Below are 22,889 nucleotides of genomic sequence, written 5' to 3'. Positions count from 1 at the left end.
GCACGTGGCCCGTCGCGAATGGCTCAGCCGCCGTGTTCCTTCAGCCACGCATCGACCTGCGGCAGTTGCTGCGCGCGCAGCTTGAGCCGGGTCTGGATGGAGGCGATCGCGGTCTCGGCGGAACGGCGCGAGGTCGGGGCGATGTACTTGTCGGCGAACGCGCGGATCTTGTCCACCATCGCGAGATCGGTCGAACCGCTGCCCAGCCCGGGGTAGTAGCGCGCGCGGGAAGTGGTGTCGACCAATGTGTCGACCTGTTCGCGATGGGCCAGGGCGAAATCGAAGGCCATGTCCGGATGCTCCCACGACACCGCGGAAATCATCCCCGCGGCGTTGGTGGCGCCGGGTTCGTCGGTCAGCGCCATGTCCAGCGCGCGCTGCGCCAACGCCTTGTCCTTCGTGCGCGCGAGCAGTCCGTAATACTGGTCGCGGATCATCGACGACTGTTCGCCGCGCGCCATCGCATGCAGCTTGTCCCAGGTCGCAGCATCGGCGTTGTAGGCGACGATGCCCAGAACCGTGCGCCGCAAGTCCGGCGGCATCGCCGCGGGATCGCTGGCCGAAGCGGCGAAGCGCCGGCGCGCCTCGGCGATCACCTTGGCATCGCCCATGCCGCTGAGCGTGCCGATCAGGCTCGTGCGCAGGTCCTTGACGGTGGACGAATCGCCTTCGCGGCTTTCCCAGCCGAGTTGTTCGAACTTCGGCGACAGCCGCGACAGCGCGTACTCGCGGAACACGGCCTGCCGTTCCGGCTGGCCCTTGTACATGTCGTCGATGCCGCCGAGCACGCCGGCGACCATCTGCCACAGGTCGGGCGAGGCATCGAGCGGCACCTTGTCGGCCAGGTCCAGCAGGTCTGATTCCGGCTGTTGCCCGGTCTGCGCCAGTGCGCTGGCGTCCATCATCACCCCGAGCTGGTCCACCACCGGCAGCTTCGCGAAACCATCGCCCAGCGCCTTGAACTGCGCCGGCGCGTACAGGGTGCGGTAATAGCCCTTCTGTCCCGCGTTCACCACCACCGGCGCGCCGCAACCGGGCAGCGTCACGCTGGCCTCGCCATCGACCAGCACGCGCGCCACGTTGCCGTCGCCGCCGCGCACGCTGACCGGCACATGCCAGCGCAGCGGCGCCTTGCCGGGGCGATCGACGGTGTATTCGGATTGTTCCAGCGCAACCCTGGTCGCGCCGGCCTCGCAACTCGCGCTGGCCTTGATCAAGGGCACGCCGGGTTGCAGGGTGAAATCGTGCGCGACCTGCATGAGATCCTTGCCCGGCGCCGCTTTGTCGATCTCGCGCCAGAGGTCGTCGGTCACCGCATTGCCGTAGGCATGCTGCTTGATGTAGCTGCGCACGCCATCGCGCCAGGCATCGGCGCCGACGTAATCCTCGAGCATTCCGATCACCGCCGAGCCCTTGCCGTAGGTGATGCCGTCGAAGGCCTGGCTGGCCTGCTCCACGGTCTCGACGTGCTGCACCACCGGATGCGTGGTGGCATAGGCATCGCGGCCCATCGCGCCACGGCTGGTGTAGGCGGCGTCGACGCCGTCGATGTCCCATTCCGGATGCAGCTTGCGCGTGGTGCGGCCTTCCATCCAGGTGGCGAAGCCTTCGTTCAGCCACAGGTCGTCCCACCACGCCATCGTCACCAGGTCGCCGAACCACTGGTGCGCGATTTCGTGCGCGGCCACGGTGAAGGCGCGCTGCTGGTCGGAAACGTTGGCGATGGCCGGGTCGAGCAGCAGCGAATATTCGAAGGTGAAGATCGCGCCCCAGTTTTCCATCGCGCTGAAGAACTGGCTGCGGCCCGGGGCGGCGATGTTGTCCAGCTTGGGCAACGGGTATGGCACGCCGAAGTAGTCGTTGTATTCGCGCAGCACGTCGCGACTGGCTTCGAGCGCGTAGCGGGCCTGCTCGACCTTGCCCTTCTGCGCGATCACGCCGATTTCCGTGCCGTTCTCGCCGCGGATCGTGCTGCGGTCGAAATCGCCCATGGCCATGAACAGCAGGTAGGTGGACATCTTCGGCGAAGTCCGGAATACCACCTGCTTCATGCCGTTGCCGATGTCCTTCGTCGACGCCGCGGGCATATTGCTGACCACCATGTCGCCGGCCGGCGCGTTCACGGTCAGGTCGAAGGTGGCCTTGAAGTTCGGCTCGTCCCACGAAGGGATGAAGCGCCGCGCATCGGAATTCTCGAACTGGGTGAACAGCGCGCGCTTCTTGCCGGCATCGGTGGGGTAATCCAGCGCGAACAGGCCGTTGGCCTGGGTGCCGATCACGCCGCTGTAGTCGGTGGACAAGGTATAGCGGCCCGGCGCGAGCGGCTTGTCGAACGCGAACGTCGCGGTCTGCGCGTCGGCATCGACGGTGACTTGCGCCGGCATCGAACTGCCGTCGGCGGCGGCGAGGCGGCTGTTGGCGAACGTCATGTCGATCGCCTGCAACACGATGCGGTCGGTGGCCTCGGCCACGACGAGGTCGATTTTCGCCTTGCCGTCGAACGTCATCCGTTCCGCATGCGGCGTGACTTCGATGGCGTAGTGCGTCGGGCTCACGCCACGCGGCAATTGGGTGGTCGCGTTCACCACCGGCGGCGCGGCGGCTTCCTGTGCGAACGCGGCGACGGGACCCGCGGCGAGCGCGAGGGCGATGGCGGCAATCAGGGGGCGACGCATGCGGGGCTCCGTGGCAGCGGCCACCCGGCCGCCCGACCCCGCATCATCGCGTTCGCGGGCGCGCCGGGGCATGCCCGAAAGTCATGCCCCGGCGAACGGCGTCGCGATCAGGCGAAGGGATCGCGCAGGACGATGTTCGCGTCGCGGTCGGGACCGGTACTGACGATGGCCAGCGGGCAGCCGGCCAGTTCCTCCAGCGCGCGCAGGTAGGCACGCGCGGCCGGCGGCAGCTTGTCCCATTCGGTGATGCCGTGGGTGCTTTCCTGCCAGCCCGGGAACTCCAGGTACACCGGCGTGCATTCTTCCCAACCCTGCGCGTCCAGCGGCGCGTATTCGCTGCGCTTGCCGTGGTACTCGTAGGCGATGCAGATCTTCAGCGTCTCCATCCCGTCGAGGATGTCGAGCTTGGTGATGCACAGGCCGCTGATGCCATTGATCGCCACCGCGCGCTTGAGCGCGACGATGTCCATCCAGCCGCAGCGGCGCGGGCGTCCGGTGGTGGCGCCGTATTCCTGGCCGCGATCGCGGATGCCCTGGCCGACCTCGTCGTGCAGTTCGGTCGGGAACGGGCCACCGCCGACGCGCGTCGCATACGCCTTGGCGATGCCGAGCACGTAGTCGATCGCATCCGCGCCGACGCCGGTGCCGGCAAGCGCGCCACCGACGGTGGTGTTCGACGAAGTGACGTAGGGATAGGTGCCGTGGTCGATGTCGAGCAGCGAACCCTGCGCGCCTTCGTACAGCACCTTGCTGCCCTGCTTGCGCAGCTCGTGCAGGATGCCGGCGACGTCGGACTTCATCGGTTCGACGTATTCGCCGAACGCGAGCGCTTCGTCCAGCGTCTTCTGGAAATCGACCGGCTCGACCTTGAGGTAATTCGCCAGCACGAAGTTGTGGTAATCGAGGGTGGAACGCAGCTTCTCCGCCAGTTCCTTCGGATAGCGCAGGTCGGCGACGCGGATGCCGCGGCGCGCGACCTTATCCTCGTACGCGGGGCCGATGCCGCGGCCGGTGGTGCCGATCGCGTCCTTGCCGGCGGCCTTTTCGCGCGCCTGGTCGAGGGCGATGTGGTACGGCATGATCAGCGGCGTCGCTGGCGAGATCTTCAGCCGCGAACGTACTTCCACGCCGTTGCCTTCCAGCTCGGCGATTTCCTTCTGCAACGCGCCCGGGTGCAGGACCACGCCGTTGCCGATCAGGCACAGCGCGTCGTCGCGCAGGATGCCGGACGGGATCAGGTGCAGCACGGTCTTCTTGCCGCCGATCACCAGCGTGTGCCCGGCGTTGTGGCCGCCCTGGAAGCGCACCACCGCGCCGATGTCCTGCGTCAGCAGGTCGACGATCTTGCCCTTGCCTTCATCGCCCCACTGGGCGCCCAGCACCACGACCGACTGACCCATCTGCTTGCTCCAGACATGGAAAAAGCCGGCGGGAATGGCCCCGTCCGGCTTTTCGACATTCTACGGGGTTCGGACCCCGGGTGCGAGCCGCGGATGCGGGCTGTTCAGCCCCCGCGCACCAGCCACAGTGCCACCAGCCCGGCGATCAGCAGCGCCGCCCCGACCTGGCGCAGGCGTTCGTTGGGCAGTGCATGCAATTGTTCCGCGGCGCGTTTCCACGCGCCCGGCGCGGCGAACAGGAACAGCCCCTCGAGGATGGCCACGAGGCAGAGCGCACTCCACAAATCCGACATCGGTCAGTGGTCGCTGCGCATGTACTGCAGGAACGGGTCGTTGCGCTCGAGCACGATCACGTCGCTGCCGCCGTCGAAGGCCTTGCGATAGGCCTCGAGGCTGCGCTGGAACGCATAGAAGCCCGGATCCTTCGAAGCCGCCTCGCCGTAGATCCGCGCGGCCTCGGCATCGCCCTCGCCGCGCAGCTTCTGCGCGTCGCGCTCGGCCTCGGCCATGATCACGGTCTGGTCGCGGTCGGCCTTGGCGTTGATCTCGTTGGCCTGTTCCGCGCCTTCCGCGCGCAACCCCGCCGCGACCTGCTTGCGTTGCGCGCTCATGCGCGCATAGACCTGCTTGATCACGTCGCTGTCCGTGGGCAGGTCGATCTGCTTGATCCGCAGGTCGACGATGCGCACGCCGATGTTCGACGCACCCTCGTTGATGCCCCTGAGCTGCGGCCCGATGATCTGCGAGCGGTCGCCCGACACCACCTGCGCGAGGGTGCGGGAATTGATCTCGTTGCGCAGCGAATCCTTGATGATCGGCGCGAGGCGCTCGACCGCGATCTTCTCGTCGCCGCCGGTGGCGCGGTAGAACGCACGCACGTCCTCGATCATGCCGACCGCGAAGAAATCCACGCTGACGTCCTTGCGCTCCAGCGTCAGGTAGCGCTCCGGATCGGCGGGGATGACCTGCAACCGCCGGTCGAACACGAGCCTGCTTTCGATCAACGGCCACTTGAAGTGCAGGCCGGGGCCGATGTCGCTGCGCACGACCTTGCCGAGGTTGAGCACGATGGCGCTCTGCCCCTGGCCCACGACGTAGATCGAACCGAACAAGGCCAGGACAAGCACGACCAGGGCGACGAGCGGAAGCCGGCGGTTCATCGGTTCACCTCGCGATCGTCGCTGCGCGGCTGTCGGCCCGGGCGCACGTCGTCGGCGACGGTCGTGGCCGTGACCGCCGGCGACAGCACGTCGGGCAAGTACGGGGGCGTAGTCGCGGCAGGCGCCTGCGTGGGCGCCGACATCGGCACGTAGATCAGCTGGCGGCCGTCGCCGCCGACCACGGTGCGGTTGCGCGACAGCACGTCCTGCACGGTCTCCAGCCACAAGCGCTTGCGGGTGACCTCCGGCGCCGCCTTGTATTGCGCGACGAGCAGGTCGAAACGCTGCGCATCGCCGGTCGCGGTGGCGATGGCCGCGGTCTTGTAGCCCTCGGCCACGGTGCGCACGCGCGCGGCCTTGCCGCGGGCTTCGGGCACGACCCGCGCGGCATAAGCCTGGGCCTCGCTCACCAGGCGGTCGCGGTCCTGCTGCGCGCTGTTGACGTCGTCGAAGGCCGGCTTCACTTCTTCCGGCGGACGCGCGTTGGGCAGGTTGAGCTCGGTCACGACCAGGCCCGTGCGGTAGGCGTCGAGGGATTTCTGCAACCGCTGGCGCGCGGACACCGCCAACGCCTCGCGCGCGCCGAGCACGGTGTCGAGGTTGGAGCGCCCGACCTGCTCGCGCACGGTGCTGAGGGCGGCCTGCGCCAGCACTTCCCTGGCATCGCGCGTGCCGAACAGGTACAGCTGCGGGTCGCGCACGCGGTACTGCACGTTGATCTCGACCTTGACGATGTTCTCGTCGCTGGTCAGCACCGGCACGTTGTCGCTGAAGGTCTGGATCTGGGTGGCTTCGACCTTGATCACGCGTTCGACCGGCCACGGCATCTTCAGGTGCGGACCGGGCTGCATCACCCGCGCGAACTGGCCGAAGCGCAGCACCACGCCGCGCTGCTGTTCGGTCACCAGCACGAAGCTGTCGAGCGCGAGCATCACGACCACCGCGATCGCGATCCAGCGCAGGTAGCCGCCGTCGCCGGCGATACCGCGGAACGGGCCCGACAGGCGCGAGAGCCAGTCGTCCCCGCGCTTGCCGCCATCGTTGCCGCCGGGTGTGTTCCAGGCCATGCAGGCTCCGTTGCTGGTCTTGCCGCGATTCTACGTGATCATGAAAAGCCGACGAAGGCGGGTCGAGACCCGCCCTACTCGGCTTCGATTTCGGGCAAAAGCGCCCGGATCGGCGCGCCATCGGCCTGCGCCGCGAGGCGCGCGGCGTCGGCCAACGCGAGGTCCACGTGCAGGCGCCAGCCCTCGTCGTCGTGGGATTCGCCGCGCACCGCTTCCAGCGCATGCAGGCGCGCGCGCAGGCGGCCGGCATCGGTCGGGAGCAGGACTTCGCCGCTGACGCGGCGCAGGCCGAGGCGTTCGCCCAGCGCCTCGCGCAACAGGCCGAGGCCATCGCCGTCGCGCGCGGACATCCACGCCGCGGTGCGTTCGTCCCCGTGCGCGTCGACGCGCGGCGTCGCGCCTTCGATCCGGTCGATCTTGTTGAACACCATCAGTTGCGGAATTTCGCCGGCGCCGATTTCGCGCAGCACCTCGTCGACCTGGGCGACGCGTTCGGCGCGCAACGGGTCGGCGGCATCGATCACGTGCAGCAGCAGGTCGGCCTCGCGCGCTTCGCTCAGGGTGGAACGGAACGCGGCGACGAGTTCGTGCGGCAGGTCGCGGACGAAACCCACGGTATCGGCCAGCACCACGCCGCCGCCTGGCAGCTCGATTCGCCGAACGGTGGGATCGAGCGTCGCGAACAACTGGTCCGCGGCGTAGGCCTCGGCGCCGGTGAGCGCGTTGAACAGCGTGGACTTGCCGGCATTGGTGTAGCCGACCAGCGCCACGCGCGGCAATTCGCTGCGCACCCGCGCGCGGCGCATCTGGGTACGCTGCACTTCGACCTTTTCCAGCCGCTTCTGCAGCATGTCCACCCGTTTCTGCAGCAGGCGGCGGTCGGTTTCGAGCTGGGTTTCGCCGGGGCCGCGCAAACCGATCGAACCGCCGCGCTGGCGCTCGAGGTGGGTCCAGCCGCGCACCAGGCGCGTGGCCATGTGCTTGAGCTGGGCGAGTTCCACCTGCAGCTTGCCTTCGGCGCTGCGCGCGCGCTGCGAGAAGATGTCGAGGATCAGGCCGGTGCGGTCGACCACGCGCCGTTCCAGCGCGCGCTCGAGGTTGCGCTCCTGCACCGGGGTGAGCTGGTGGTTGACCAGCACCAGGTCGGCGCCGGTCGCGTCGCAGGCGACCTTGGCTTCCTCCAGCTTGCCGCTGCCGATGAGCGTGGCCGGGTTGGGGCGGTCGATGCGCGCGTGCAGCAGGTGCGCGACGGTGGCCCCGGCCGAACGCGCGAGGTCGGCGAATTCCTCGACCACGCCCTCGTCCGGCTTGCCTCCGGCATGCGGCTGGATCAGCAGGGCGGTTTCGCCCTTGCGGGAGCGTTCGAACAATTGGGTCGGCATCGGGACGAATTATGGGCGATCGCCCCGAAACCAAGCCGTTGCAGCGGGTTATTCCGCCTCGTCGCCGCCTTCGTCGGAACCGCCGTCGTCGCCCGCGGCCGTAGCCGCGGTGGCGCCGACGCGGACATTGCGTGCCGGGACCACGGTGGAGATGGCGTGCTTGTAGACCATCTGGCTGACCGTGTTGCGCAGCAGGACCACGAACTGGTCGAAGGATTCGATGGTGCCCTGCAGCTTGATGCCGTTGACGAGGTAGATCGACACCGGCACGCGTTCGCGGCGAAGCGCGTTCAGGAACGGATCCTGCAAAGACTGGCCCTTGGACATGGCTTTCCCCAACTTGGTTTTTGTTGTGTCCGGTCCGGTCTTGCCGGATCCGCATCGCCCGACCCGCACTCCCCGCGGCGGCGACGCCCCGATCTTACCCGACCGGCCTGCGCGTGGCGCCGAGGAAAGCCGTTGTCGCGGCGTCCAGTTGCGTGCGCTGCGTCGCAGGATCGAACCACAGCGCATCGGTTTCGCCGCGCAGCCAGGTGAACTGGCGCTTGGCGAGCTGGCGCGTGGCGAAGATCGCGTGGTCGCGGAAAGTTTTTTCCCTCTCCCCTTGAGGGAGAGGGTGGCGCGTAGCGCCGGGAGAGGGGTCATCCAGATATTCCCATGCCTGCCGATACCCCACCGCACGCAACGCCGGCAACTCCAGCGGGCGGGGATGCGAACGCAATTCAGGCAGATCGCGCAGCGCACGCACTTCGTCGAGGAAGCCGGCGGCGAGCATCGCGTCGAAACGCGCTTCGATGCGTGCATGCAAGGTCGCGCGATCCTGCGGCGTGAGGACGAGTTTCAGCACCTTCACCGGCAGGCGTTCGCCGCGCGCTTCGCGTTGCCATGCGCTGATCGGCTTTGCCGTGAGCCGGAACACTTCCAGCGCGCGCTGGATGCGTTGCGCATCGGTGGCGTGGATGCGCACAGCGGCTTCGGGATCGACCTGCGCGAGTTGCGCATGCAAGGCCGCCCAACCAAGCGCCTCGGCTTCGGACGCGATTTCGGCGCGCATCGCTTCGTCTGCTTCCGGCATGTCGGCGAGTCCGTGCAGCAGCGCACGGAAATACAGGCCGGTGCCGCCGGCGAGGATCGGCAGTTTTCCGCGCGCAAGGATCGTGTCGACGGCGCGACGCGCGTCTTCGGCGAATTCCGCGGCCGAATACGGCTGCCACGGTTCGCGCACGTCGATCAAATGATGCGGAACGCGGGCCTGCTCTTCGCGGATCGGCTTGGCCGCGCCGATGTCGAGGCCGCGATAGACCAGCGCCGAATCGACGCTGACGATCTCGCCATCGAAGCGTTCGGCCAGTTCCAGCGCGAACGCCGTCTTGCCCGACGCGGTCGGGCCCATCACCGCAACGGCGGATGGGCGGATATCGGCGCTCATCTTTCGATCATGTCATCCCGAGCGTAGCGAGGGACCTGCTTTTTCGTCTGCTGATGAAAAGCAGGTTCTTCACTGCGTTCAGAATGACAACAGAAACTCCTCAGGCATCGCTTCCCCGCGCCAGCAGGCTGCTGCGCCGCGCATACAGCAAATACACGAGCAGGCCGAACGCGTTCCACAACAGGCACCACAACTGCGTGCGCGTCGGCAGGCTCATGAACAGGTAGATGCAGCCGAGGATCGCGACCGGGCCGACGATCCAGGCCAGCGGCGTGCGGAACACGCGCGGGCGGTTCGGGTCGCGCTTGCGCAGTACCAGCAGGCAGGCAGCGACGGCGACGAAGGCGATCAGCGTGCCGGCGTTGGCCAGCGCGGCGATTTCGTCGAGGCGCGCGACGCCGGCCAGCGCCGAGGTCACGATGGCGGTGAACACGGTGATCGCCACCGGCGTGCCGCGCTTGCCGACCTTCGACAGCGAACGCGGCAACAGGCCGTCGCGCGACATCACGAAGAAGATGCGGCTCTGGCCGTAGAAGAACGCGAGCAGCACGGTCGGCAACGCGATGACCGCCGCCGCCGCGACGATTTTCGCCGCCGCGCCATGGCCGAGTTCGCGCATGATCAGCGCCAGCGGTTCCGGGCTCTGCCCGAACACGCCGTAGTTCATCGCGCCGACCGCGGCCAGCGCGACGATCATGTAGATCAGGGTGCAGCCGACCATCGAACCGACGATGCCGATGCTGAGGTTGCGGCCGGGATCCTTGGTTTCCTCGGCCGCGGTGGAAATCGCGTCGAAGCCGTAGAACGCGAAGAAGATGATCGCCGCCGCCGCCATCACCCCGTATTTCTTGCCGTCCGGGCCGATGCTTTCGACGAATCCGTGCGGCATGAACGGATGCAGGTTCGAGGCATCGAACGCGGGCAGCGCGATCGCGACGAACACCGCCAATGCGAGCAGCTTGAACACCACGAGGAACGCATTCACCGTCGCGCTTTCGCGGGTGCCGGCGATCAGCGCGCCGGCGACGACCCAGGTGATGAGGATCGCCGGCAGGTTGATGAGCCCGCCTGCGTGCGGGCCGACCGTCAGCGCCGTCGGCAAATCGATGCCGAGGCCCTTGATGAAGCCGACCGCATAGCCGGACCAGCCGACCGCGACCGTGCTCACCACCAGGGTGTATTCGAGGATCAGGCTCCAGCCCACGACCCAGGCGATGGTTTCGCCGAGCACGGTGTAGCTGTAGGTGTAGGCGCTGCCGGCCGCGGGCATGAGCGTGGCCATTTCCGCATAGGCGAGCGCGGCGCAGGCACAAACGATTCCGGCGACGAGGAACGAAACGAGCACCGCCGGACCGGCGAGGTTCGCGGCGACACCGATCAAGGTGTAGATGCCGGTGCCGACGATGGCGCCGATGCCGAGCGCGACCAGGTGCGGCCAGCCCAGCGTCGGAACCAGCCTGCGCCCTTCCTCGTGGACCGTGACCCGGTCGATGTCCTTGCGGCGGAGCCATGACTGCATGTGAGCCTCGTGGATATTCGTCGTGGAAGCGGAATCGATCCAGCGCGATGCCGGGCCCGCGCGTGGCGGGCCCGGCGTGCACTGCGTCAGAACTCCTGCGAGAAACGGATGCCGAACGTGCGCGGCTGGGTCACCACCGTGTACGTCTCGGCGCCGCAGGTTTCGATCTTGCACTCGGCGAAGCGCGCCAGTTCCGCGCGCTTGTCGAACGCATTCTTCAGGAACAGGTCGACCGACCAGTTGTTGCGCCTGAAACCGACCGACAGATCGGTGAGCGTGTACGCCGCGAGGTCGCCGAAGGTCGCGGCCGCGTCTTCGCGCAGGTCCACCTTGCGACTGCCCTGGTAGGACAACGCCGCCTGCGCGAAACCTTCGCCACCCCACATGTCGGTGGTGTAGCGCGCGGTCAGATTGCCCTTGAAGCGCGCCGTCACCGGCAGGCGCGAACCCTTCGGCGCCTGCGGTCCGTCGACCGGGAAGTCGTCGCTCGGGTCGTCGAAGGTACCGTTCGGATTGAGCGTGCCCGCCGGGCAGACCGTTTCCGAACTGCCGTCCTCGCGCAACCAGCCACAATAGTTCTCGGTGAGCTTGGCGTCGTAGAACGCGAGTCCGCCGGTGATGGCGAGGTTGTAGGTCGCCGCCCAGCGCAGGTCGGTTTCGAGTCCACGGATCTGCGCCTGCCCCGCATTCCGGATTTCGGTCAGGCCGTTCGCGCCGAGGTAGGAGAACTGGAAGTCCTTCCAGTCTTCCTGGAACACGGCGCCGTTCCACGACAGGGCGTTGTCGGCCCAGGTCGTCTTCCAGCCGAACTCGTAGTTGGTCAGGAAATCCGACTTGTACGGCGGCAGGTTGCCGCGGCGGTTGATGCCGCCGGGGCGGAAGCCTTCCGACCAGGTCGCATAGATCATCTTGTCGTCGTCGATCTGCCAGCTCAGGTTGAAGCGCCCGAGCGAACCGCTTTCGCTGGTCGATTTGTCGAGGTTGGTGCAGGGCGCGCCGTGGAATTGCACGTCCGAGAAGCACGCCGCCTCGCCGGTACCGCTGCTGAAGCCGGCGCCGTAACCGAAGAAGCCCTTGAGGCTGTTCTCGGTATGGAACCAGCGCCCGCCGACGGTCGCGGTCAACCCCGGCACGAGGTCGAACGACAATTCGCCGAACACCGCCTTGTCGTTGTCCTCGCGTTCCTGCGCGGTCAGCCAGATGGTGTCGGGCCAGCCCGGCACTTCGATCGAGGACGCAATGCCATCCACCAGGTAGTCCTGGAAGATCTCGTGCTGTTGCTGCTGCCAGAACAGGCCGGCGACGAAGCGCAGGCGGTTCTCCTTGGGCGACGTGATGCGCAATTCGTGGCTGGTCTTGGTGTAACCATCCTTGGCGTCGATGTGCTGCGCCGGCGGCACCAGGTTGCCGTCGTCGTCGTAGAAGTATTGTCCGTAGAAGATGGGATCCTGGTCGTACCAGTAGTAGTCGCTGTAATCGGCCTGCGAATCGACGTCGCGCTTGAGGTGCGAGAAGGCGTAGGTCAGGTCGAAATTGCCGATCTTGCCTTCGACGGTCAGCGCGGCTTGCGTCCAGTGGTCGTCCGAGTTCTCGGGGAAGTAGTGGTGGAGTTGCAGGTCGCCGATCTTCGGCTCGAAGCCGGCGCTGCCGTTGGCCTTCTGCCGCTGGCCCATGATCTGCGGCGTGATCGACCAGTCGTCGTTGATTTCGAACCTGGCCGCGATGCGCGCGCCGGCGGTCCTCGCCCAGTTGTAGTTCTCGTCGACGAACGCGGCGTTGTCCATGGTCACGCCCGAGGACGGGAAGGTGCGCGTGCCGTGGATGTTGTCGACGTAGCCGGCGTCGTATTTCTCCCAGCCGACGAGGCGGATCGCCGCGGCCGGGCTCAGCGGCGCGTTGACGAAGCCCTGGACCACGTGGCCGATGCCGCCGCCTTCGGTCGCGCTGACCTCGGCGGAGTAGCCGGCGGCGAACCCGCTCGGGTCCGGTTTGTTGGTGATGATGCGCACCGTGCCGGCCTCGGAACTGGCGCCGTACAGCGTGCCCTGCGGCCCGGCCAGCGCCTCGATCCGCGCGACGTCGTAGATGTTGATGTCGAGCGAGCCCTGGATGGTGGTGATCGGCTGTTCGTCGAGGTACATGCCCACGCTCGGCTGCGAACCCGAATGGTTGCCGTCGCCGCCGCTGGCGACGCCGCGCATGTAGACCTGGGCGAAGCCGGGCCCGGAGAACACGCCGCCGCCGATCGAGCTGTAGGACAGGCTCGGGATCAGCTTGGCGTAGTCGTCGAAGTCCTGGATGTCCTGGCGCTTGAGCGTGGTCTCGCCGATCGCCTGGATGCTGATCGGCACCTTCTGCATGTTCTCGGTGCGCTTCTGCGCGGTGACGGTGATCGTTTCCAGCGTCTTGCCCTGCGCATCCTTCGCGGGCTGCCCCGCGTCGGCGGGCGGCGCCTGCGTCGATGCGTCCTGCGCCCAGGCCATCGAACCGAACGCAAGGTAGATGCCCATTGCCAGCGGCAATCGCGCCAGCGCCGAAGCCGTCCGTCGTTGCCGTGTGTTGCGTGCCTTGTTCCCCATCTCCCTCCCCTCCTCGTCGTGGATCGATCAGGCGCCCGGTGTTCGCGGCGATGTTTGCGGTGGCGCTTGCGGATAGGCATCGAGCACCGGCCCGAGCGCCTGTTCCAGCGGTCCAAGCCAGGCTTCGTAATGGCGCCAGTGGTCGACGCCGTCGCGGTAGATCGGCCTGCGCACCTGCTCCGAACTCGCGGTGCGCACCGCGCGCGGATTCTCGAAGAAACGCAGGCAGGCCTCGTCGAACGGCAATCCGCAGTAATCGAGCAGGCGCCGCACCTCGGCCTCGGTGTCGGCCACCATGTCTTCGTAAATGACGCGATGCACCTTGCCCGGCAGCACTTCGTCGAAGTGCGCCATCAGCTCGACGTAGTCCCGGTAGTAGCGGCCGATGTCGTCGAGCGAGTAGGTGAAATCCTGGCCGCGCGCGAAATGCTGCTTGAAACCGGACAGGCAGCAGGCCAGCGGATGCCGGCGCGCATCGATGATCTTCGCGTTCGGCAGGGCCAGCCTGATCAGGCCCACGTGCGCGAAATTGTTCGGCATCTTGTCGATGAACAAGGGCGCGCCGCGCTTGCGGTGGATGCGCGTGCGTTCGAGGTACTGTTCGCCGAGCGCGCGCGCTTCGCCTGCGTCGATGCCGGCAAGGATGTCGTGGTAGGACGTGGTTTGCGGCAATTCCGCGCGACGGCGCAGCGCCCGGGCGAGCGAAATGATCTCGGGCAGCTCCATCGTACCTTCCACCGCCGGGTGGCTCGACAGGATCTGTTCGACCAGAGTGCTGCCCGCGCGCGGCAGGCCGACGATGAAGACCGGATCCGGTGCATCGCAGCCCCAGCCTTCGCGTTCGGCGAAGAATTCGCGGGTATAGACCCGGCGCGCGGCGCGGCCGCGGCCGGCGTTGTCGTCGGCGCTGTACGGCACCAGCTTCAGCCGCAGCGCATTGCCGCCGAGGTAGTGCCGGAACGAGCGTTCGTATTCGCCGGCATCCTCCAGCGCCTTGCCGAGGGCGAAATCGAAATGCAGGCGCGGTTCGTCGGCGAGGTCGATTCGCTGCAATTGCGCCTGCATCGCCGCGATGTCGGCGGCGTCGAGGCGCACGGTCTTGAGGTTGGCCAGGCTCCAGTACGCCTCGCCGCAGGCCGCGTCGATTTCGATCGCGCGCCGATAGGCGTCGATCGCCCGATCCAGGAAGCCGGCGGTCTTGAGCGCGTGTCCGAAACTCATCCACAATTGCGGATGTCGCGGATGGGCGGACACCAGTTCCTCGTAGATCGCGATCGCTTGCGCGTAATCGCCGACGCGGCCGAGGACCACCGCCTTGAGGTTGCGGTAACTCGGGTGCGCGGGTTCTGCCTCGAGCAGCGTGTCGATTTCCGCCAGCGCCTCGGGTTGGCGGTTGCCGCGGTTGAGTACCTGCGCCAGGTTCTTGCGCGCTGCGTGGAACCCGGGCGCGAGTTCCAGGCAGCGGGTCAGTAGCGCCAGCGCTTCGTCGTCGCGGCCGAGCCTTGCATCGACTTCGGCCAGCATGCGGATCGCGGTGACGTCGTTCGGCGCGCATTCGAGGCGCGCGCGCAGCTGTTCTTCCGCTTCCGGCAGGCGGTTCTCGAACAGCGCCTTGCCGATCGCCAGCAGCCGCGGATCCTTCGCCGACTGCCGCACATGCTGCAGGCAGGCCGCGCCGGCTCCGGCCTCGTCGCCATTCGCGCGCAGGGCATCGGCCAGCGCGAGCCAGGCGCCCGGCAATTCGGGTTGCAGCGTGACCGCATGCCGCAGCGCGGCGGCGGCTTCGTCCATGCGCCCGAGCCGTGCGAGCGCGACCCCGAGGTCGGCGTGCACCTGCGCCCAGCGCGGGCAGTCGCGCGCCAACGGCCCGAGGACGCCGACCGCGGCCTGGTCGTCGCCCTGGCGGACGCGGGCCATCGCGAAGAGGTGCAGTGCGCGCGGATGGTCGCCGACCGCGCGCAGGATTTCGGTGGCCTGTTCCTCTGCCAGCACGGGCTCCGCCTCGAGCAGCCGCGCCGCATGCGCCAGCGCCACTTCGAGGGATGCGGTCGCGGTGGACGCAGGGCCCATGCGGCTCCCCGGGTGGACGGAACGTTGAGCGTAAGCGCCGCGCGACCGGGCGCGCAAGGCGCGGAAGCCTCAGTCCTCGTCCGGCCAGCGGATCGCCGGCTTCGCCTCGGCGCGAGGCGCCGGCATCGCGGCGACCCCGTTCCAGACCTTGAGCGCGTCCACGGTCGCGGCCACGTCATGCACGCGCAGGATCGTCGCGCCGTTCTGCGCGGCGATGAGGTGCGCGGCGACCGAACCGAAGACGCGATCATGCGGATCGTCGCGGCCGGTCAGTTCGCCAATCGTCTTCTTGCGCGAAAGCCCGGCCAGCACCGGCACGCCGAGTTCGGTGAGGCGTCGCAGCTGCGCCAGCAATTGCAGGTTGTGTTGCGCGTTCTTGCCGAAGCCGAAACCCGGATCGACCACGATGTTCTTCTTCACGATGCCGGCCATCTCCGCGGCGAAGATGCGTTCGGCGAGGAATCGATGCACGTCGGCGACCACGTCGTCGTATTGCGGGTTCGCCTGCATGGTGCGTGGCTCGCCCTGCATGTGCATCAGCACGACGGGCACGCCGAGTTCGGCGGCCACATCCAGCGCGCCTTCGCGGCGCAATGCGTAGACATCGTTGATCATGCCCGCGCCGGCCGCGACCGCGGCGCTCATCACTTCGGGCTTGGACGTGTCGATGCTGATCGGGATCGGAACGCGCTTCGCCAACGCTTCGATAACCGGGACCACGCGATTCAATTCTTCTTCGACCGACACATCATCCGCGCCGGGGCGCGTGGATTCGCCGCCGACGTCGAGGACGTCTGCGCCCTCCTCCACCAGTTTCAATCCGTGTGCGATCGCGGCATCGACCGTCGCATGCTCGCCGCCGTCGGCGAAGGAATCCGGGGTGACGTTCACGATGCCCATCACCCGCGGCACGTCGAGCCTGAGGATGCGGCCGGCGCAGTCGAGTTGCGGGGAGGTGTCGAACATCGCGGGAACGCCATCGTCGGGAGCAGGCCCGGACTCTGGCGCTTCCGCGCAAGCGCCGCAAGGCTCAGGGCGGCGCGAGCCCGGTATAACTGCGGAAAATCCCTTCGTTGCAGGACAGGCAGTACTGGTTCCCCGCGGCGTCGATGGTCTGGCGGTTGAAATAGATGTACGGGCCATCGGCCGCGATGAAGACCTCGGGATCGGTACGGATCCTGCGCGGGGAATCCGGAGTCAGTTGCAGCAACAACGGGTTGGCTGCGTCGATGTTGGCGATGAACAGTTCGGAGGGATACGCCGCGGGCGGGACGCTGGCGACGAAGAACACGTAGGAAGCGCCGTTGTAGATGAAATATTCCGGCGAATTGATGATGCCGCCCCGCGGAGTCCGTATGCGGTGGACCAAAGTCCACTGTGGCTGGCCCGGGTTTTCGCGATAGATGCGCAATTCGACGTTGTCGACGACGGTGAACATGGCCAGGTCGCCGCCGAACTCCGGCGCGCGCCAGATCCATGCGCGGCTGGCCAAGTCCTTCTGGCCGGCATCGAACGTCAGCTGTGTTTCCGTCCCCGCATCGAGGTCGCGGTAGAACACCTGCGACACACCATCCACCACCGCCGGGAACGAGGCTCCGCGCTCGCCATCGGCGAAGCGCAGCGCGTAGTAGTACTGCGACCCCGGATAGGACTCGATCCGCTGCTCGCTGTAGGGATCGTCGAGGTTGCGCCAGTAATGGTTGCCGTTCGGATCGACGTAGCTGATGCGCGGCGCCGGATCGCGCCAGTCGCGGCTGGCGTACGGCGCGGCGCGCATGAAGCCGGATGGGGCGAGGTAACCGCTGCGCCAGGATCCGTCCCTCACCTGCTGCGCCAGCGCGAGCCGTGCATTGGTGCGCACGTGCGGCAGCCCGGCGAGGAACTTGGTGTAGACGATCTGGTCGCCGGTCGCGGTGGCGATCCATTCCGGGCCGTTGCCGAGGATCCGCAGGTCGGCCGTGGCCATGGCCTCCGCGTCGACCAGGGTGCCCTTGCCGTTGGCGGGAACGAACAGGCCCGTCTGCGGATCCACGTCCGCGATCCACAGGGCGCCGTACCGGTCGACCCAGGCGATCTTGTTCCGGGCCTGGCTGATCTCGCAATCGAGCAGGTCGGGCTGCCGTGTCACCAGCGATTCCCCGGGGATCGCCTGTGCCCCGGCGGTGGTGGCCACCATCGCGATCGCGGCGAGGATGGCCCTTCCCGCCCACGGCGTTTTCCGCCTGCCCTCCGTCGCATCCATCGGCCATCCGCCTCCGTTCGGAAATCCCATGTCCGCTGCCACGCAGGCCGGGGTGGAATCCGGACACGGCCATGTCCGGAAATAACCGTGACCTCCGTTCCAATTCCATCGAAAGGTCTGGTCTAATCCATGGACCTGTTCGCTCCGGCCCTGGCGCCGGACGGGCAGTGCCGGAACGCACCGGGCCATCCGGGAACAAGTCCCGCACGGCGATTCGAGAAGACCCTCCCGGCATGCCGGCCCAAGGCAGGGCACCGGGAATTCACGGAGATTCGGATGAACACGATGTTTTCGACCCGTTTTTCGACCTCGGTGGCGCGCGCGCTGGCCGCGATCGCCGGGGCAACGGCCCTCTGGGCCAATCCGTCCCCGCAGGCGCATGCCGCGGTTCCGGTGCCGACGCCGCAACCGATCATGACGATCAACCAGTTGCTGGCCCAGGCGATCCCCGACGAGTGTTTCAATGGCCTCGGCGTCGACTACCCGGCAATGAATTCCGATGGCACCTGTTCGCAGGGCCAGCCGAAAACCAACCAGTCGTACATCTGGGGGCTCACCGAAGAGAGCGGAAAGTTGTGGTTCGGAACGCTGGCCAACGCCGGCTGCATCCTCGATGGCGTCGGCGGCGGGCAACCCACCAACCGCGACGGCATCCTCGCCTGCGAGTTCGGCCAGAGCCAGTACGCGCGCACCTTCCCGTCGATCCCGGATTCGCTGGGCGACTGGCGGCCACCGAGGGTCTATTCCTATGACCTCGCGACCGGCGAACTCGTCGACCACACCGTATTGACGCCGTTGCTGAAGAACACGCTCGGCTTCCGCGGTGCCGGGTCGATCGACAACATCGCCTTCCTCGGCGGGCCCAGCCTCAACCATTCCAGCGTGAACATCTTCGCGTTCCAGGCCGACACCGGGCAGTCGATGGGCTCGTGCGCGCTTACCGGTTACGACTACATCCGCGGCTGGCAGACGGTCGATGGCGTGCTCTATGTCGGCGTCGGCACGGCGGACCACGGTGCGGTGCTCCGCTGGAACGGCGGCCTGGGCGGCAACCTGTGCAGCAGCTTCACCGAAGTCGGCAAGCTCACCGCCGATGTCGCCAACATCACCCTGTACGTGGATGGCCAAGGCAAGGATCGCCTCGCGGTCAGCACCGTGCCGATCCGCACGCCTTCGGGCGGAAGCGGCGCCGGCACCGGCGTCTGGATCAGCCCCGTGATTCCCGCCGGCGGCCTGACGAATGCCAACTTGAACAGCTGGCGGCAAATCTGGAGCCCGTCGCAGTACGACCCGGATCCGATCGTGGCGCGTTTCGGCTACGCGGGCGGCGCCGTGCAGTACTACGACGGCTGGCTGTATTGGGGCACCATCCACCTGCAGAGCAGCAAGGCGTTCAGCGTGCACCAGACGTGCACGCTGCCGACCTGCTTTGGCGTTCCGGCGAATCCGCAGGAACTGCAGGCCCTGCGGGACGGCGTCTATCGCTCCACGTCGTTCTGGCGCGGGCGCAACCTCGAGAACCCGAACACGCGCGAAGTCCAGTTGCTGTACGGCGAAAGCGAACTGCCCGCCGGCACGGCGCCGAAGACCTTCACCATGACTCCGACCGGCTGGACCCCGCTGTACGGCCCATCCGGCTTCGGCAACCGCGGCAACGAATACACATGGCAGATGACCGTGTTCAACGGCCACCTGTTCGTCGGAACCTACGACGCTTCGGTCCTGCAGGGCGCGGGCGCCGCGGCGCAGTACGGTGCGGACCTGTGGCGCTTCGATTCGTCCGATGCGCCGGCGGTGAACGAGAACTACTCCGGCCTGGGCGATACCTACAACTACGGGATCCGCGCCCTGTATCCGCTCGACGACGGAAGCGGCGTGATCGCCGGCATGACCAATCCGTTCAACCTTCGGTCCGGCGGCGGGTGGGAATTGCGCCTGTTGCAGGAAGGCAGCCCGGCGGTGAAGCAGCGCAAGACCCGGCGCTGAAGCCGGGCGCACGCACAGGCGGTCCAACGAAAAAGGCCGGGGATTCCCGGCCTTTTCCATGCGCTCCGCATCGACGGGCGATCAGGTTTGCGTCGCCGGTCCACCGACCAACGGCGCGGGCGGCGCGGCATCGCTGCCGGCCTTGCCATTGCCGTTCTTGCCCCAGCCCATCGGCGGCGGCACGTCGCGGCCTTCCATGATCGCGTCGATCTGCGGCACGTCGATGGTTTCGTATTCGAGCAGCGCCCTGGCCATCGCGTGCAACTTGTCGATGTTCTCGGTGAGGATCCGCGTGGTGCGCGCGTAGGCACGGTCGAGGATGCCGCGCACGACCTCGTCGATCTTGCGTGCTGTCTCGTCGGACACGTTCTTGTGCTGGGTGACGGAACGGCCGAGGAACACTTCGTCCTCCTCCTCGCCGAAGGTGATCGGCCCGAGTTCGGACAGGCCCCACTTCGTGACCATGTTGCGCGCCATCTTGGTCGCGCGCTCGATGTCGTTGGAGGCACCGGTCGTCACCTTGTCCTCGCCGAAGATCAGTTCCTCGGCGACGCGGCCGCCATAGAGCGAAGCCAGCTGCGATTCGATCGTGGTGCGGTTGTACGAATACTTGTCGCCCTCGGGCAGGTACATCGTGACGCCCAATGCGCGGCCACGCGGGATGATCGTGACCTTGTAGACCGGGTCGTGTTCGGGCACCAGCCGCCCGACGATGGCATGGCCAGCCTCGTGGTAGGCGGTGAGCGTTTTTTCCTGCTCGCTCATCGCCATCGAACGGCGTTCGGCGCCCATCAGGATCTTGTCGCGCGCGCGGTCGAAATGGACCATGCGAACGTCCTTCGCGCCCTCGCGCGCGGCGAACAGCGCGGCTTCGTTGACGAGGTTGGCGAGGTCGGCCCCGGAGAAGCCCGGCGTGCCGCGCGCGATGGTCATCGGTTCGACATCGTCGGCCAGCGGCACCTTGCGCATGTGCACCTTGAGGATCTGCTCGCGGCCCTTCACGTCCGGCAGGCCGACCACGACCTGGCGATCGAAGCGGCCCGGTCGCAGCAGCGCGGGATCGAGCACGTCGGGGCGGTTGGTCGCGGCGATCACGATCACGCCCTCGCCGCCCTCGAAACCGTCCATCTCGACCAGCAACTGGTTGAGCGTCTGCTCGCGCTCGTCGTGGCCGCCGCCGAGGCCGGCGCCGCGATGGCGGCCGACCGCGTCGATCTCGTCGATGAAGATGATGCACGGCGCGTGCTTCTTGGCCTGCTCGAACATGTCGCGCACGCGCGAAGCACCGACGCCGACGAACATCTCGACGAAGTCCGAGCCGGAGATCGAGAAGAACGGCACCTTGGCTTCGCCGGCGATGGCCTTGGCCAGCAAGGTCTTGCCGGTGCCGGGCGGGCCGACCATCAGCACGCCGCGCGGGATCTTGCCGCCGAGCTTCTGGAATTTGGATGGATCGCGCAGGAACTCGACCAGTTCCTCGACTTCCTCCTTCGCTTCGTCGCAGCCCGCGACGTCGGCGAAGGTGACGCGGGTCTGGTCCTCGTTCAGCAACTTGGCGCGCGAGCGGCCGAAGGACATCGCGCCCTTGCCGCCGCCCTGTTGCATCTGCCGCATGATGAAAACGAAGAACCCGACCATCAATGCGTACGGCAGGATCGTGAACACGATCTCCAGGAACGTGGGGGATGTGCGCGGGGGCGTCTGCTCGATCGCGACCTTGTACTTGATCAGGTCGTTGACCAGGTCCTTGTCGCCCGGGTCGTAGGTCGTGAACTTGCCGCCATCCTTGCGCTCGCCGCTGATCGTGGTGTGGTCCGCGCCGATGGTCACCTTGGCGACGTTGTCCTCGTGCACCAGTTGCACGAACTGGTCGTAGGCCATCGGCCCGGCGTCGCCGTTCAGCCTGGGCGAGAAGCTCTGGAACACCACCAGCAGCACGACCGCCACCACCACCCATAGCAGCAGGTTCTTGAACATGTCGTTCATCGGATGGCTCCCTGGCGTTGCGTCATTTCACTTCCTCACCGTCAACTTGCCTTGCGCGAGTGCATACACTTCCGGCGAACGCTTGCGCGAGGCCGCCGGTTTGCGGATCGCCACCCTGGCATAGCGCCGGCGCAGTTCCCGCAGGTAATCGTCGAAACCCGTTCCCTGGAACAGCTTGATCAGGAACGCGCCGCCGGGCTTGAGGTGGCCGTCGGCGAATTCCATCGCGAGTTCGGCCAAGTGCATCGCCCGCGGCTGGTCGACCGCCTCCATGCCACTTTTATTGGGGGCCATGTCGGAAAGGACAAGGTCGACCGCCTGCCCGCCGAGCGTGGCTTCCAGCCGGGATAGGACCGCATCTTCCCTGAAATCGCCATGAAGGAACTCGACGCCGGCCAGCGACGGCATCTCGAGGATGTCCAGCGCGATCACCCGTCCGTCATCGCCAAGCGCCTGCCGTACCCACTGCGACCAACCGCCGGGCGCGGCGCCGAGATCGACCACGACCATGCCCGGCCGAAGCAACCGGTCGCGTTCGACCAGTTCTTCGAGCTTGTACGCGGCGCGCGAACGCAGGCCTTCCGCCTGCGCCTTCTTCACGTAGGGATCGGAGAAGTGTTCCTGCAGCCAGCGCTGGCTGGATTTGCTGCGGGTGGCCATCAGGCCCGCATGATAACCTGCGACCCCTTCCGCAGCCTTTTTCGCCGCATGACGACCATGCTGACCTCGGCCCAGACCCGCTTCCTGCGCGGCCAGGCCCATGGACTGAAGGCGATGCTGCAGGTCGGCGGCAAGGGCCTGACCGACGCGCTGGTGAGCGAGGTCGACGGCGCGCTGGAACACCACGAGCTGATCAAGGTGAAGGTGGGCGGCGACGACCGCGATGCACGCGACGCGATGATCGACGAACTCGCCGGCCGCACCGGCTCGGCGCTGGTGCAGCGGATCGGCCATACCGCGATCCTCTATCGACCCAGCAAGGACAAGCGACACATCGTCCTGCCGCGAGCCTGATGCAACTCGTCCTCGAGCGCCCCGACTACGCCTACAGCCTGCGCGGCGCAGACGGCCGCCATGCGCTCGTCAACGAGCGCACGCTGACGCGGAGTTTCATCGTCGCGCCCGATGCGCTGGTCGAAGACTGGCCGGTTTCCGATATCACGTCGATGCGCCCCACTGACCTCGATGCGTTGTTCGCGCTGGAACCGGAACTGGTCGTGCTCGGCAGCGGCGAGGCACAGGCGTTCCCTCCCGCGGAGGTGATGGCCGCCTGCCTGCAACGCGGCATCGGCCTGGAAGCGATGACCAATGCCGCCGCCGCGCGCACGTTCAACGTACTTGCTGGCGAAGGTCGGCGCGTGGTCGCGGGGTTCGTGATCGGCTAGTTTTCCCTC

Annotated in this window: 18 protein-coding genes; 3 read left to right on the top strand and 15 right to left on the bottom strand. The window is 67.2% G+C overall.

What is annotated here, in order from left to right; genetic code table 11:
* Window positions 1–23 precede the first annotated feature (23 nt).
* From FNZ56_RS00785 to FNZ56_RS00725, 13 genes are all read right to left on the bottom strand, one after another.
* Entirely contained in the window at window positions 24–2,675 is a 2,652-nt protein-coding gene (locus tag FNZ56_RS00785) for a M1 family metallopeptidase (protein ID WP_143878037.1), read from the bottom strand.
* A gap of 107 nt (window positions 2,676–2,782) precedes the next feature.
* Window positions 2,783–4,075: an adenylosuccinate synthase gene (locus FNZ56_RS00780; protein WP_143878036.1), complete on the bottom strand. Its 1,293-nt coding sequence runs from the start codon at window positions 4,073–4,075 to the stop codon at window positions 2,783–2,785.
* Window positions 4,076–4,179: 104 nt separating this feature from the next.
* A complete protein-coding gene (locus tag FNZ56_RS00775; protein ID WP_143878035.1) occupies window positions 4,180–4,368 on the bottom strand; it encodes a DUF2065 domain-containing protein in 189 nt (62 codons plus the stop codon).
* Window positions 4,369–4,371: 3 nt separating this feature from the next.
* On the bottom strand, window positions 4,372–5,235 hold the full coding sequence (gene hflC, locus FNZ56_RS00770; protein ID WP_143878034.1) for a protease modulator HflC: 864 nt from the start codon (window positions 5,233–5,235) through the stop codon (window positions 4,372–4,374).
* Window positions 5,232–6,302, bottom strand: a complete 1,071-nt coding sequence (gene hflK / locus FNZ56_RS00765) for an FtsH protease activity modulator HflK (RefSeq protein ID WP_143878033.1) — start codon at window positions 6,300–6,302, stop codon at window positions 5,232–5,234. The genes hflC and hflK overlap by 4 nt, the downstream gene beginning before the upstream one ends.
* A 74-nt stretch (window positions 6,303–6,376) precedes the next feature.
* On the bottom strand, window positions 6,377–7,672 hold the full coding sequence (gene hflX, locus FNZ56_RS00760; protein WP_143880214.1) for a ribosome rescue GTPase HflX: 1,296 nt from the start codon (window positions 7,670–7,672) through the stop codon (window positions 6,377–6,379).
* A gap of 60 nt (window positions 7,673–7,732) precedes the next feature.
* Window positions 7,733–8,011 (bottom strand): RNA chaperone Hfq, encoded by a 279-nt coding sequence (gene hfq, locus FNZ56_RS00755; RefSeq protein ID WP_246064640.1) that lies wholly within the window; start codon window positions 8,009–8,011, stop codon window positions 7,733–7,735.
* A gap of 94 nt (window positions 8,012–8,105) precedes the next feature.
* Window positions 8,106–9,113, bottom strand: coding sequence for a tRNA (adenosine(37)-N6)-dimethylallyltransferase MiaA (gene miaA / locus FNZ56_RS00750; protein ID WP_143878032.1), 1,008 nt, complete (start codon window positions 9,111–9,113; stop codon window positions 8,106–8,108).
* A 100-nt stretch (window positions 9,114–9,213) separates the two neighbouring features.
* The gene (locus tag FNZ56_RS00745) at window positions 9,214–10,632 is read right to left on the bottom strand and encodes an amino acid permease (RefSeq protein ID WP_143878031.1); all 1,419 of its coding nucleotides are present in this window, start codon (window positions 10,630–10,632) and stop codon (window positions 9,214–9,216) included.
* Between the two features lie 86 nt (window positions 10,633–10,718).
* Window positions 10,719–13,211, bottom strand: a complete 2,493-nt coding sequence (locus tag FNZ56_RS00740) for a TonB-dependent receptor (RefSeq protein ID WP_185970760.1) — start codon at window positions 13,209–13,211, stop codon at window positions 10,719–10,721.
* A gap of 27 nt (window positions 13,212–13,238) precedes the next feature.
* Complete coding sequence (locus FNZ56_RS00735) at window positions 13,239–15,281, bottom strand: tetratricopeptide repeat-containing sulfotransferase family protein (protein WP_143878030.1); 2,043 nt, start codon at window positions 15,279–15,281, stop codon at window positions 13,239–13,241.
* A gap of 69 nt (window positions 15,282–15,350) precedes the next feature.
* Window positions 15,351–16,247: a dihydropteroate synthase gene (gene folP, locus FNZ56_RS00730; protein WP_143878029.1), complete on the bottom strand. Its 897-nt coding sequence runs from the start codon at window positions 16,245–16,247 to the stop codon at window positions 15,351–15,353.
* A gap of 64 nt (window positions 16,248–16,311) precedes the next feature.
* Entirely contained in the window at window positions 16,312–17,523 is a 1,212-nt protein-coding gene (locus FNZ56_RS00725) for a hypothetical protein (protein ID WP_143878028.1), read from the bottom strand.
* Between the two features lie 276 nt (window positions 17,524–17,799).
* Between FNZ56_RS00725 and FNZ56_RS00720 the strand changes: the two genes are divergently transcribed.
* Entirely contained in the window at window positions 17,800–19,509 is a 1,710-nt protein-coding gene (locus FNZ56_RS00720; RefSeq protein WP_143878027.1) for a hypothetical protein, read from the top strand.
* Between the two features lie 81 nt (window positions 19,510–19,590).
* On the opposite strand, the gene ftsH is transcribed toward FNZ56_RS00720, so the two are convergent.
* Together ftsH and rlmE are read right to left on the bottom strand one after the other, a co-directional pair.
* Window positions 19,591–21,495 carry an ATP-dependent zinc metalloprotease FtsH gene (ftsH, locus tag FNZ56_RS00715; protein WP_143878026.1) on the bottom strand — a complete coding sequence of 635 codons (1,905 nt, stop codon included), beginning with the start codon at window positions 21,493–21,495 and terminating at the stop codon, window positions 19,591–19,593.
* Window positions 21,496–21,522: 27 nt separating this feature from the next.
* Entirely contained in the window at window positions 21,523–22,155 is a 633-nt protein-coding gene (gene rlmE / locus FNZ56_RS00710) for a 23S rRNA (uridine(2552)-2'-O)-methyltransferase RlmE (RefSeq protein ID WP_143878025.1), read from the bottom strand.
* 48 nt (window positions 22,156–22,203) lie between these two features.
* Between rlmE and yhbY the strand changes: the two genes are divergently transcribed.
* Together yhbY and FNZ56_RS00700 are read left to right on the top strand one after the other, a co-directional pair.
* Window positions 22,204–22,509 carry a ribosome assembly RNA-binding protein YhbY gene (gene yhbY, locus FNZ56_RS00705; protein WP_143878024.1) on the top strand — a complete coding sequence of 102 codons (306 nt, stop codon included), beginning with the start codon at window positions 22,204–22,206 and terminating at the stop codon, window positions 22,507–22,509.
* Entirely contained in the window at window positions 22,509–22,880 is a 372-nt protein-coding gene (locus FNZ56_RS00700; RefSeq protein ID WP_143878023.1) for an Mth938-like domain-containing protein, read from the top strand. The genes yhbY and FNZ56_RS00700 overlap by 1 nt, the downstream gene beginning before the upstream one ends.
* The last annotated feature ends 9 nt before the right edge of the window (window positions 22,881–22,889 follow it).

It is taken from the genome of Lysobacter lycopersici (assembly GCF_007556775.1).
GTDB lineage: Bacteria > Pseudomonadota > Gammaproteobacteria > Xanthomonadales > Xanthomonadaceae > Pseudoluteimonas > Pseudoluteimonas lycopersici.
This window is presented reverse-complemented; position numbering and strand designations above follow the sequence as displayed.